Source organism: Mesorhizobium sp. WSM4813, assembly GCF_055811555.1.
Genome location: NZ_JBVVQU010000021.1, coordinates 22783 through 34905 on the forward strand (window position 1 = coordinate 22783; position 12123 = coordinate 34905).

The 12123-nt window shown below is 63.7% G+C and carries 13 protein-coding genes; 4 read left to right on the plus strand and 9 right to left on the minus strand.

The genetic code is table 11. The features are described from left to right. From AC0L25_RS14280 to ubiE, 3 genes are all read right to left on the minus strand, one after another. The gene (locus AC0L25_RS14280; RefSeq protein WP_473596084.1) at window positions 1-210 is read right to left on the minus strand and encodes a FitA-like ribbon-helix-helix domain-containing protein; all 210 of its coding nucleotides are present in this window, start codon (window positions 208-210) and stop codon (window positions 1-3) included. Between the two features lie 75 nt (window positions 211-285). Then, window positions 286-1860: a 2-polyprenylphenol 6-hydroxylase gene (ubiB, locus tag AC0L25_RS14285; protein WP_473596085.1), complete on the minus strand. Its 1575-nt coding sequence runs from the start codon at window positions 1858-1860 to the stop codon at window positions 286-288. Window positions 1861-1873: 13 nt separating this feature from the next. Next, window positions 1874-2650, minus strand: coding sequence for a bifunctional demethylmenaquinone methyltransferase/2-methoxy-6-polyprenyl-1,4-benzoquinol methylase UbiE (gene ubiE / locus AC0L25_RS14290; protein WP_473596086.1), 777 nt, complete (start codon window positions 2648-2650; stop codon window positions 1874-1876). 145 nt (window positions 2651-2795) lie between these two features. On the opposite strand from ubiE, the gene AC0L25_RS14295 reads away from it, so the two are divergent. The 3 genes from AC0L25_RS14295 (at window position 2796) to AC0L25_RS14305 (ending at window position 5204) form a co-directional block, all read left to right on the plus strand. Continuing rightward, the gene (locus AC0L25_RS14295; RefSeq protein WP_473596087.1) at window positions 2796-3770 is read left to right on the plus strand and encodes an adenosine deaminase; all 975 of its coding nucleotides are present in this window, start codon (window positions 2796-2798) and stop codon (window positions 3768-3770) included. A gap of 139 nt (window positions 3771-3909) precedes the next feature. Continuing rightward, window positions 3910-4539: a uracil phosphoribosyltransferase gene (gene upp, locus AC0L25_RS14300; RefSeq protein ID WP_352954522.1), complete on the plus strand. Its 630-nt coding sequence runs from the start codon at window positions 3910-3912 to the stop codon at window positions 4537-4539. A 107-nt stretch (window positions 4540-4646) separates the two neighbouring features. After that, entirely contained in the window at window positions 4647-5204 is a 558-nt protein-coding gene (locus tag AC0L25_RS14305; RefSeq protein ID WP_473596088.1) for a TIGR02281 family clan AA aspartic protease, read from the plus strand. Here the strand turns inward: AC0L25_RS14305 and deoA are convergent, their stop codons facing one another. The 6 genes from deoA to AC0L25_RS14335 all read right to left on the minus strand — a co-directional run bounded on the left by deoA (window position 5205) and on the right by AC0L25_RS14335 (window position 11545). Continuing rightward, window positions 5205-6524, minus strand: coding sequence for a thymidine phosphorylase (deoA, locus tag AC0L25_RS14310; protein ID WP_473596089.1), 1320 nt, complete (start codon window positions 6522-6524; stop codon window positions 5205-5207). Continuing rightward, complete coding sequence (locus AC0L25_RS14315) at window positions 6524-7342, minus strand: purine-nucleoside phosphorylase (protein ID WP_473596090.1); 819 nt, start codon at window positions 7340-7342, stop codon at window positions 6524-6526. Before AC0L25_RS14315 ends, deoA begins: the two co-directional genes overlap by 1 nt. Window positions 7343-7371: 29 nt before the next feature. Further along, complete coding sequence (gene cdd, locus AC0L25_RS14320) at window positions 7372-7764, minus strand: cytidine deaminase (protein WP_473596091.1); 393 nt, start codon at window positions 7762-7764, stop codon at window positions 7372-7374. 139 nt (window positions 7765-7903) lie between these two features. After that, window positions 7904-8875 (minus strand): ABC transporter permease, encoded by a 972-nt coding sequence (locus tag AC0L25_RS14325; RefSeq protein WP_473596092.1) that lies wholly within the window; start codon window positions 8873-8875, stop codon window positions 7904-7906. 1 nt (window position 8876) lies between these two features. Then, a complete protein-coding gene (locus AC0L25_RS14330; protein WP_473596093.1) occupies window positions 8877-10016 on the minus strand; it encodes an ABC transporter permease in 1140 nt (379 codons plus the stop codon). Continuing rightward, window positions 10013-11545, minus strand: a complete 1533-nt coding sequence (locus tag AC0L25_RS14335; protein WP_473596094.1) for an ABC transporter ATP-binding protein — start codon at window positions 11543-11545, stop codon at window positions 10013-10015. The genes AC0L25_RS14330 and AC0L25_RS14335 overlap by 4 nt, the downstream gene beginning before the upstream one ends. 320 nt (window positions 11546-11865) lie before the next feature. Between AC0L25_RS14335 and AC0L25_RS14340 the strand changes: the two genes are divergently transcribed. Continuing rightward, a complete protein-coding gene (locus AC0L25_RS14340) occupies window positions 11866-12075 on the plus strand; it encodes a SlyX family protein (RefSeq protein WP_473596095.1) in 210 nt (69 codons plus the stop codon). Window positions 12076-12123 lie beyond the last annotated feature (48 nt).

Here is a 12123-nt window from a genome sequence, read left to right on the forward strand (position 1 = left end):
CTACCCTTGCCCCCGTGTCGTCGGTCTGAACTTGGCTTGGTCCTCGGCTGCAATGCCCGACCAGTCGAAACCTTTGGTCGTCGGAAGCCCAACGGATGCGGCGAGCACGTCTCGCGCCTCCTGCTCCATGGAAACGCCACGCGCGGCGCCACGCTCACGCAGTCGCCGCATGACACTCTCATCCACATTGCGGACAGTAATCCGGGCCATGATCGCGCTCCCGCGACCTAATATAGCGACACCGGAGCATGACTGCAATGACAGCACTGCTGTCATTGCTAGCATTCAGAGCAGCTTCCAGGCCATATAGACCAGCGTCAGCGCGATCACCCACAGCGCCAGCCGGCCGGATCTGCTATAGCGCGCCTCGGCCTTGCCAATGGCGTGCGCCGTCCTTTCATCGAAACGCAGCCCGTGTTCGGCCATCAGGTCGATCTCGCGCGACAGCCGCTCGGTGCGGGCGGCGAGATCCGGGGCCTGGCGGGCCAGCGCCAGCAGTGCGCTGGCACCGTCGCGTGCGTCGGCCAGCAGAGCACGCGGGCCGAGATTGCCCGATATCCAGCCGCCGACCACCGGTTCGGACGTCTTCCACATGTTGAAGGCCGGGTCGAGGGTGCGGGCGACGCCCTCGACCACCACCATGGTCTTCTGCAGCAGCACCAGTTCGGAGCGCGTCGCCATATCGAAGAGATCGGTCACCTCGAACAGAAGCGCCAAGAGCTTGGCCATCGAGATAGTCTCGGCCGGCTGGCCGTGGATCGGCTCGCCGATCGCCCGGATAGCCTGGGCGAACGCAGCGACATTATGCCGGCGCGGCACGTAGCCGGCCTCGAAATGCACTTCGGCGACGCGCAGATAGTCACGGGTGATGAAGCCGTAGAGGATTTCAGCGAGAAAACGGCGCTCCTTCTTGCCGAGCCGGCCGGCAATGCCGAGATCGACAGCGACGATGGTGCCATTAGGCTCGACGAACAGGTTTCCGGGATGCATGTCGGCATGGAAAAAACCGTCACGCAGCGTATGGCGCAGGAACGACTGGACCAGATTGGCGGCGATCGCCTTCAGATCGTGGCCGGCGGCAGCGAGGCCGGCAATGTCGTTCATCTTGATGCCGTCGACCCATTCCATGGTCAGCACATCGCGGCCGGTACGCTCCCAATCAACGGACGGAACGCGAAAGCCGGGGTCGTCCTTGGTGTTCTCGCCGAGCTCCGAAAGCGCTGCCGCCTCGAGCCTCAGATCCATTTCGATCTTGGTGGTCTGCGCCAGCGTCTCGGTCACTTCGACCGGCCGCAGCCGGCGCGACGACGGGATGTATTTTTCCTGGAGGCGAGCAGCCAGGAAATAGCTTTCGAGATCGCGAAAGAAGCGGCGCCGCACGCCCGGCCGGATGACCTTCACCGCCACCCGTGAACCGACGCCGTTCTCCAGGGTTTCCGCGATATGGACCTGGGCGATCGAAGCCGCGGCGACGGCCTCGCCGAAACTGGCGTAGAGTTCGCCGACCTTGCGCCCGAGCGAGCCCTCTATCGCCGCAATGGCCTCGGCCTGCGGAAATGTCTGCATCTTGTCCTGCAGCATGGCGAGATCGAGCGCTATGTCGTTGCCGACGACATCGGGCCGGGTCGCCAGGAACTGGCCGAGCTTGACATAGGATGGGCCGAGCCGGACGACGGCCTTGGCCAGCCGGTCGCCACGCTCATAGGCGAGCGCGCGGCGGCGGGTGAACAGCCGCGCCATCCGCCAGCCGAGTTTCGGCAGGCCGAAGAGCTCGTCGCCCGGCAGCGCCGCGACGACGCCTTCGCGGACCAGCACCCAGCCGGCGCGCACGAGCCTGAAACCAGCGCCGACACTGCTCATGACTGCGCTCGCCTCAAAGCTTCCAGCCCGAATGAAGCGCAGCTATGCCGCCGGAATAATTGCGAAAGGAAGCGCGGTCGAAGCCAGCGCGGGAAATCATCGCCGCAAAATTCTGCTGATTGGGAAATTTGCGGATCGATTCGACCAGATAGGAATAGGGCTCGTCGTCACCGGTCACCGCCTTGCCGATCCTGGGGATGGCGTTGAACGACCACGCCTCATAGACCTTGTCGAGCAGGGGCATGTCGACCTCGGAAAATTCGAGGCAAAGGAAGCGCCCGCCGGGCTTGAGCACGCGATAGGCTTCCGCAAGCGCCACATCGATGCGCGGCACGTTGCGAATGCCGAAAGCGATCGTGTAGGCATCGAAACTGGCCTCAGTGAAAGGCAGCTCCTCGGCATTGGCCTCGACGAAATCGGTATTTGCCGTCAGGCCCTTTTTCTCGGCCCGGTCGCGGCCGACGGCAAGCATCGATCCGTTGATGTCGAGAACCGTGGCATGGGCGTTCCTGCCGCTCGCCTCGACGATGCGGAAGGCGATGTCGCCGGTGCCGCCGGCAACGTCAAGAACGCTCCAGCCCGGTCGTTTCGGTGGATTGAGCCATGTGACCATGGCGTCCTTCCACAGCCGGTGCAGCCCGGCCGACATCAGGTCGTTCATCAGATCGTAGCGGTTCGCGACCTTGTGGAAAACGTCATTGACCAGGGACTGCTTCTCGCCTGCCCCTACACGCTTGAAACCATAGGAGGTCTCCATGCCGCCAACGGCCGTGGTTCTCTCAACCGACATTATTTTTGATCCGCCATAAAACCGGCGGGACCATAGCCGATCGATGGTGCCGACGCTATTGTTTAAGGCGCGGTGTTCGGCCGCGCTTCTCGGTCGTGAATCGTACTTATGTCGACGAGCTGGACAGACCTGACGGGATGATTGCATGCCTTTTAAAGCGGAACTGCACTGCCATATCGAAGGGGCAGCGGCGCCCGAACTCGTCATCCGCCAGGCGCAGAAATACGGCAAGGACGCCTCGCCCTACATTCAGAACGGCTCTTTCGTCTGGCACGATTTCACCTCCTTCCTCGCCGCCTATGACTTCTCCTCCGACCTGTTCCGCACGGAAGAAGACTATGCGCGGCTGGCCGATCATTACCTGACCAGCCTCGCCCGCAACGGCGCCATCTATTCCGAGATTTTCACCTCGCCGGACCACGCCGGCAAGGCCGGCCTGTCGCCCAAGGCCTATACGGACGCGCTCGGCGAAGGCATGGCGCGCGCCAAGGCCAAGACCGGCATCGAAGGCCGCATGATCGTCACCGGCGTGCGCAACGCCGGCGTCGAATCGATCGAGCAGGCGGCGCGCTTCGCGGCCCGCTGCGGGCATCCGCTGGTCACCGGCTTCGGCGTCGCCGGCGACGAGCGGATGGGCGATCTGGAGGATTATGTCAGGGCCTTCGAAATCGCGCGGGAGGGCGGCCTCGGTATCACCGTCCATGCCGGCGAACTGATGGGCTGGGAGAGTGTCAAGGCCGCACTCGACCACATCCGCCCCGCCCGCATCGGCCATGGCGTGCGCGCCATCGAGAATCGCGACCTTGTCCGGCGCATCGCCGACGAAGGCGTCGTGCTCGAGTGCTGTCCGAGTTCCAACATCGCGCTGAAGGTCTTCGACAGTTTCGCCGATCATCCTTTTCCGGCACTGCAGGCGGCGGGCTGCAAGGTGACGCTCAACTCCGACGATCCGCCCTATTTCTGGACGTCGCTGAAGCGCGAATACGACATTGCCGCAGAGCATTTTTCGATGAACGACAAGGCGCTCGCCGCCGTCACCAGAACTGCCATCGAGGCCGCCTTCATCGACAAGAAGACCAGGGCAATGCTGCTGGGCCGGCTCGACGTCAAGGGCAGGTGAATGGTGAATGGTGAATGGTGAATGGTTCACCCGGCGCTTCGGTCCGTCAACCGCGAGTTTTTCCGCTAAACCAAGGACTCGCAAACCTATTCACTATTCACTATTCACCATTCACTAACTGCGCAGCTAGGAGAACACCATGCAGGGCGTCACTGTCGTCGACCACCCGCTTGTCCAGCACAAGCTGACCATCATGCGCAAGAAGGAAACCTCGACGGCCGGCTTCCGGCGGCTGCTGCGCGAGATCTCACTGCTGCTCGGCTACGAGGTCACCCGCAACCTCGAACTGACGACGACGACGATCGAAACGCCGATCGAGACGATGGAAGCGCCGACGCTGGAGGGCAAGAAGCTGGTCTTCGCCTCGGTGCTGCGCGCCGGCAACGGCTTGCTCGAAGGCCTGCTCGACCTGGTGCCGGCGGCGCGCGTCGCCCATATCGGTCTCTACCGCGACCACGAAACGCTGGAAGCGGTCGAGTATTTCTTCAAAGCGCCGAGCGATCTCGCCGACCGGCTGGTGATCGTCGTCGATCCGATGCTGGCGACCGCCAATTCGGCGATCGCGGCGATCGACAAGCTGAAAGGGCGCGGCGCCACCAACATCCGCTTCCTCTGCCTGCTAGCCTCGCCAGAGGGCCTCGAGCGCTTCACCAAGGCGCATCCCGATGTCCCGGTCTTCACCGCTTCCATCGACCGCCAGCTCAACGAGAAGGGCTACATCATGCCAGGCCTCGGCGACGCCGGCGATCGTATGTACGGGACCAAATGACCGTGCCACTCGTTTACCGATCATTTACGCAAACGACCGCTTTCCGCGTCCGTTAAAGCGGCAAACACCATGTCGCTATAAGCATGGGCCTTCACGAAGGCCGGTCCATGCTGCGCAATCTTCTCATCCTTAGCGTGCTCGCCGTAACATCGGCGTCGTTCCCGATGCTCTATCAGTCGAATCCGCAGATGTTCGAAGGCCTGCTGAAATCGGCGGTCGGGGCCAGGCCGGAGGTCGAAACGCAAACGGACCTGAACCTGGCCACGGTTCCTGACAGACCGGCGCAGCCGCTCGGCCGCAAGGTCGTGATCGCGGCGGACGCGCGTGGGCATTTCACGTCGGCGTTCAAGCTCAACGGTCGAACGGTCGACGGCATGATCGACACCGGCGCGACGCTCGTCGCCATCAACAGCTCGACGGCACGCAGGATCGGCATTTCGCTGAACGCGTCGGACTTCAAACACCAGGTCAACACCGCCAACGGGGCGATCAAGGCTGCCCTGGTCACCGTCGATCGGCTGCAGATCGGTAAGATCACGGTCGACGGCATCCAGGCGGTGGTGCTCGACGACAAGGCGCTGCGCACCAATTTGATCGGGCTGAGCTTTCTCCAGCGGCTTGAAAAGTACCAGGTCGAAAACGGCGCGCTGCTGCTCGTCCAGTGATCACCCGCGTGGCAGGATCCGCCTGATCACGGTTTTTTCCGCGGGTGGCTTCGAAGCGCCGATCGCATAGGCCGAAAGCACGGCGGCGGCGGCCGCTTCGGCATCCCCGGCATTGCGGGCATAGACCAGCGCCAGCGCCTCGCCGACCCGCACCTCCGCACCGACCGGCAATAGCCTGGTGATGCCGACCGCATGGTCGATCCTGTCGTCCGGCCGTATGCGCCCGCCGCCAAGCCGGACGACGGCGAGCCCGATTTCGCGGGTGGCGATGCCGGTGACGAAGCCGTTTTCGGTCGCCTTGACCGCGAACTCCGTCGCTGCCTTCGGCAGGTATTTTTCCGGGTTCTCGACGAAGTCGGCCGGCCCGCCGAGCGCCGCCACCATGCGCGCGAAGACGGCTGCGGCACCGCCGCCGGCAAGCGTCTCGGCGGCGCGCCGCATGCCGTCCTGGTTGGACGAGACCAGCCCGGCCGACTGCAGCATGTCTGCGGCCAGTGCCAGCGTCACATCCTCCAGGCGCCGGTCGCGGAAGCGGCCGGTGAGAAAATCGACGGCATTGCGCACCTCGACCGCGTTGCCGGCAGCCGACGCCAGCGGCTCGTTCATGCCGGTGACCAGTGCCGAGGTCTTCAGTCCGGCGCCATTGGCGACTTCGACCAGGCTGTTCGCCAGTGTTGTTGCGTCACGGGATTTTTCCATGAAGGCGCCGTTGCCGACCTTCACGTCGAGCACCAGCGACTGCAGGCCGGCGGCCAGCTTCTTTGACAGGATCGAGGCGGTGATCAGCGGCACCGATTCGACGGTTCCCGTCACGTCGCGGATCGCATAGAGCCTGCGATCGGCGGGCGCGAGATCGGCGGTCTGGCCGATGATGGCGCAGCCGGCTTCGAGCACTGCCTTGCGGAAGCCCGCCACATCCGGCTGGCTGATATAGCCGGGGATTGCATCCATCTTGTCCAGCGTGCCGCCGGTATGGCCAAGACCGCGGCCGGAAATCATCGGCACATAAGCGCCGCAGGCGGCGACGATCGGCGCCACCAACAGCGAGACATTGTCGCCGACGCCGCCTGTCGAATGTTTGTCGGTGACCGGGCCCGGCAGGTCCGACCAGTCGAGCACGTCGCCGGAATCGCGCATGGCCAGCGTCAGCGCCACCGCCTCGTCGCGGCTCATGCCGTTGAAGAACACCGCCATGGCGAAGGCCCCGACCTGGCCGTCCGAGACAGTGCCGGCGGTCACGCCTTCGATGAAGCTGGCGATCTCCTGCGTCGACAGCCTGTGACCGTCGCGCTTGCTGCGGATGATTTCCTGGGGAAGCATCAGGCCGGGACCTTACGCCCCGGCAACCCGTCCTGGAACATACGGTGGAGGATCGTAGCCAGCCGCGCGCCGCCGATTGGCGCCATGTCCTTGGTCTCCTGGTGCGAAAGCTCCGCCCCGGTCATCCCTGCGGCAAGGTTGGTGATGACCGAGCAGGCGGCGACGCGCAGGCCGAGGAAGCGGGCGAGAATGACCTCCGGCACGGTCGACATGCCGACGGCATTGGCGCCCATGACGCGCGCCATGCGGATCTCGGCGGGCGTCTCGAAGCACGGCCCGGAAAACCACATATAGATCCCCTTGTGCAGGGCGGTAGCCGTCGCCTTCGCCGCCACCTCGATCGCCGCGCGAAGGCCGGCATCATAGGCTTCGGTCAGGCCGACGAAGCGGCGGTCGCTCGGCTCGCCGATCAGCGGGTTGGAGCCGGAGAAATTGATGTGATCGGTGATCAGCATCACCGAGCCCGGCCCCATGTCCGGATCGACCGAGCCGGCGGCATTGGTGAGGATCAGTTTCGAGATGCCGAGGCCGGCGAGCACCTCCAGCGCTGGCCGCATCGCAGCCGCGTTGCCGTGCTCGTAGTAGTGAGCGCGGCCGGACAGCATCAGCACTGGTGTGCCGGCAAAACGTCCCGCCACCACCTCGCCGGCATGGCCTGTGACGCCGCTTCTGGGAAAGCCCGGCAATTCGGCATAGGAAATGCGGACAGCGTCCTCGACCTGGTCGACAAGCTCGCCAAGACCCGAACCCAAGACCAGCGCGGTGGCGGGCGCCAGCCCGTCCAGCCTTTCGACGAGACGATCAAGCGCTTCCTTCATTTCAACCAGCTCTTCATTTCAACAGCTCTTCATTTCAACATGTCGCCCTGGAAGCCGTAGGGCAGCATCTCGCCCAGGGTCACGGTCTCGACCACGCCGCCATTGTCGCAGAGATAGAGTTTGGTTTCCGGCCGGCAGAATTCGGCCAGCCGCTGCCGGCAGCCGCCGCAGGGCGAGCATTTCGGCATGCGCTCGGCGATCACCGCGATCTCCGTGATCCTGCCGCCGCCGCCCATGATGTAGTGGCCGAGCGCGGTGGTTTCGGCGCACCAGCCTTCCGGATAGGAAGCGACCTCGATGTTGGCGCCGGCAAAGACGCGGCCGTCCTCGGTGCGCAATGCCGCCCCGACCGGAAACTTCGAATAGGGCGCATAGGCCTTCGCCATGGCGGCCTTGGCCGCTTCGAACATATCATGCGACATCGTTTTTCCCTTGCATGATCTTGTCCGAAAACCGGCTTCCACTTTTCGCTGACGCGGACCTGCGGTTCGGGATCATGCTCATATTTTCCTTTTCGCATGGCCCGATCCGAAAACCGGCATGCACTTTTCGGGACCATGCTCAGCGTTCCTTGACATAGGGCACGCCGCCGGCGCGCGGCGGGATCGCCTTGCCGATGAAGCCGGCGAGCAGGATGACGGTGAGGATATAGGGCAGCGCCTGCATGAGCTGTACCGGCACCTTGCCGATCAGCGGCAGCGGCGTGCCCTGCAGGCGGATCGACAGCGCGTCGAGGAAGCCGAACAACAGGCAGGCGAACATGGCGTTGACCGGCTTCCATTTGGCGAAGATCAGCGCGGCCAGCGCGATATAACCCTTGCCGGCGGTCATGTCCTTCACGAAGCCGCCATTCTGCACCATCGACAGATAGGCGCCGGCAATGCCAGTGAGCACGCCGGTGCAGATCAGCGCCCGGTAGCGCAGCCAGGCGACTGAGATGCCGGCGGTGTCGACCGCGGCCGGGTTCTCACCGACCGCGCGCATGCGCAAGCCGAAGCGGGTGCGGAACAGCACCCACCAGGTGAACGGCACGGCGAGGAAGGCGACATAGACCAGCACGGAATGGCCGGAGATGAGTTCCGAATATATCGGACCGAGGATCGGCACCCCCCTGACAGCATCCGCACCGGGCCAGATGATCGCCCCGAACCGCTCGCCGGGCGCAAGCGCCGGGGTGCGTCCGCCTTGCTGGAACCAGGCCTGGCCGAGCATGATCGTCGATCCGGCGGCGATGAAATTGATCGCCACGCCGGAGACGATCTGGTTGCCGCGATGGGTGATCGAGGCAAAGCCGTGGACCAGCGCGAAAGCGACCGAGATGAGGATAGCCATGCCGAGGCCGAGATAGGCGGAATGGAAGACGGAGGCTGCGGCGGCACCGGCGAAGGCGCCGACCAGCATCTTGCCCTCGAGCCCGATGTCGAAGATGCCGGCCCGCTCCGAATAGAGGCCGGCGAGGCAAGCGAGCAACAAGGGCACCGACAGGCGGATGGTCGAGTCCAGAACCTGGACGATGGCGTTGAAGAAATCCATCTCAGGCACCCTTCCCCTTGATCGCTTCCATGCCGACAGATCTCGGGCTGAGCGAGGCGAACAGCGCCTGGACATAAGGCCGGAACATGTGCTCGAGCGCGCCGGCGAACAGGATGACCAAGCCCTGGATGATGACGATCATGTCGCGGCTGATCGCCGGCATCTCGAAGGCGAGCTCGGCACCGCCCTGGTAGAGCATGCCGAATAATATTGCGGCGAGGACGATGCCGACCGGGTGCAGACGCCCCATCAGCGCCACGGCGATGCCGACGAACCCGGCGCCCGAAACGAATTCGAGCGCGACATTGTGCTGGTCGCCCATCGTCGGGTTGAGCGCCATCATGCCGGCGAGCGCGCCCGAAATCATCATGGCGACGATGATGATGCGGGTCTCCGAAATGCCGGCATAGCGCGCCGCTTTCGAACTGTGGCCGTAGGTGCGCATCTCGTAACCGAGCCTGGTGCGCCAGATCAGCGCCCAGACCAGAAAGGCCATGACCAGCGCCAGCAGGAAGCTGATGTTGAACGGCGCCGAGCGTATCTTGGCGCCGAACAACTCGATGACCCAGTTGAGCTTCGGCAGTTGCGCGCCTTCGAGGAAGGTGCGCGTCTGCGGCGCCATCGAATTGACCGGCTTCAAGAATCCGACCAGTGCGTAGACCATGACGCTGGCGGCGATGAAGTTGAACATGATGGTGGTGATAACGATGTGCGAGCCGCGCTTGGCCTGCAGATAGGCTGGGATCAGCGCCCACAGCGCACCCATCGCCGCGGCGGCGACGATCGCCAGCGGGAAGGTGAGCCACCATGGCAGCACGCTGTCGAAGGCCAGGCAGACGATGCCGATGCCGAGACCGGCGATATAGCCCTGGCCCTCGCCACCGATGTTGAAAAGGCCGCAATGCGCCGCAACCGCCACCGACAGCCCGCTGAAGATAAAGGTGGTGGCGTAGAAAAGCGTGAACGCAATGCCTTGTCCACGGCCGAAGGCGCCCTCGACCAGGACGACAGCAGCGCGGAACGGATTTTCGCCAACCAGAAGCACGACGAAGCCGGCGACGACGAAGGCAACGGCGAGATTGATCACCGGGATCAGTCCGTAATCGGCCCAGGCCGGCAGCTTGGCGTAAGGCGTACTCATTCCGCCGCCTCGCGGTGCTCGACACCGGCCATCAGCAGTCCGAGTTCGCCTTCGGTCGCCTCCGGGCCGCGCTCGCCGACGATGCGGCCGGCAAACATCACCAGAATGCGGTCGGAGAGCGAGCGTATCTCATCCAGTTCGACCGATACCACCAGCACCGCCTTGCCCTGGTCGCGCATGGCGATGAGCCGCTTGTGGATGAATTCGATGGCGCCGACATCGACGCCGCGCGTCGGCTGGCCGACGATCAGCACGCCAGGATCCTGTTCCATTTCCCGCGCCAGCACGATCTTCTGCTGGTTGCCGCCGGAGAAATTCGCGGTCTTGAGCCGGCAGTCCGTCGGTCGGATGTCATATTTGGTGATCTTGTCCCGGGCGTCGTCACGGATGGCGTCGATGTTGAGGAACGCCCCCCGGAGATAGCGCGGATCGTCGTGATAGCCGAGGATCGAATTCTCGTTTTCCTCGAAGGCCAGCACCAGCCCGACATGATGACGGTCTTCCGGCACATGGGCGAGGCCGCGGTCGCGCAGCTCACCGGGATCGGCGGCCCCGGTCAGATCGATCGGCTTGCCGTCGAGCATGACGGAGCCCGAGACGGCGCGCCTGATGCCTGAAATCGCCTCGAGCATTTCGGATTGTCCGTTGCCGGCGACCCCGGCGATGCCGACGATCTCGCCGGCGCGCACATCGAAGGAGATGTCGTCGACCATGGTGACGCCGCGCGAATCCTTCACTGTCAGGTTCTTGACCGCGAGCTTGACGCCGCCGGCTTCCGCCTCGCCCTTCTCGACCCTGAGCAGCACGCGGCGCCCGACCATCAGCTCGGCCAATTCCTCGACGGTGGTCTTACTGGTTTCGCGTGTCGCCACCATCGTGCCCTGGCGCATGACCGAGACCGTGTCGGTGATCGCCATGATCTCGCGCAGCTTGTGGGTGATCAGCACGATCGTTTTGCCCTGCTCCTTCAGCTGCTTGAGGATGCGGAACAGATGGTTGGCCTCAGCCGGGGTGAGCACGCCTGTCGGCTCGTCGAGGATCAGGATCTCAGCGCCGCGATACAGCGCCTTGAGGATTTCGACACGCTGCTGCAGGCCGACCGGCAACTCTTCGATGATCGCATCGGGATCGACCTCCAGCCCGTATTCGCGCTCGAGCCGTTCCAGTTCGGATCGCGCCTTGGTGATGCTCTTCTTCAGCAGCGCATCGCTTTCGGCGCCGAGAATGACGTTTTCCAGCACCGTGAAATTGTCGACCAGCATGAAATGCTGATGCACCATGCCGATGCCGAGCGCGATGGCGTCATTTGGCGACTTGATCGACGCCGGCTGGCCGCCGACGCGGATCTCGCCGCTGTCGGCCTGGTAGAAACCATAGAGGATCGACATCAGCGTCGACTTGCCAGCGCCGTTCTCGCCGACGATACCATGGATGGTCCCGCGCACGATCTCCAGATTGATGTCGCGGTTGGCGCGCACGGCGCCAAAACTCTTGTTGATGCCGATCAGCTCGATTGCGGCTTGCGCCATGCAGCCTGTCCCACTCGTATTTTTATCGCTTGGTCAAAACGCCTAGCATGACGCCCAGTCTGTGCCAATTGGGTCTGTGCCAATTGGCCGGAGCAGCGTTCACTCTCGACAAATCACCGCGCGCTTGTCAATTTCGAACGTAGCCGCAGCCTATCGCATGAGCCCGAAAATTGAATTCGATTTTCGGAATGCACGATGCAAAGAATATAGGTGTCAAAGGTTACTTTGTGGGTCCGATTGGACGCATGTCGCTCTAATGTGGCAAATCCCGAAATTCGCATCTCTTGAGAGTTGCGCAGCAAGAAACCGAGGTTTTTCAGATGACCATGCCCGCCGACCGGCTGACGACGCTGGAAATCCGCGCCGCCGAGCAGGAGAAGACCATCGAAGAACTGTCCGACCAGATCGCCGAGCAGTGGAAGGCGATCGAGCGCATGCAGCGCAAGCTTGATGCGCTGGCCGACCGCTTCCTGGCGCTGGAGGAGCAGGCTGGATCGGACGTGCCGGTAACCAAGCCGCCGCACTGGTGAGCCTACGGAGAAAGCAAAGCCGCCGGATTTTCACCCGACGGCTTCCAT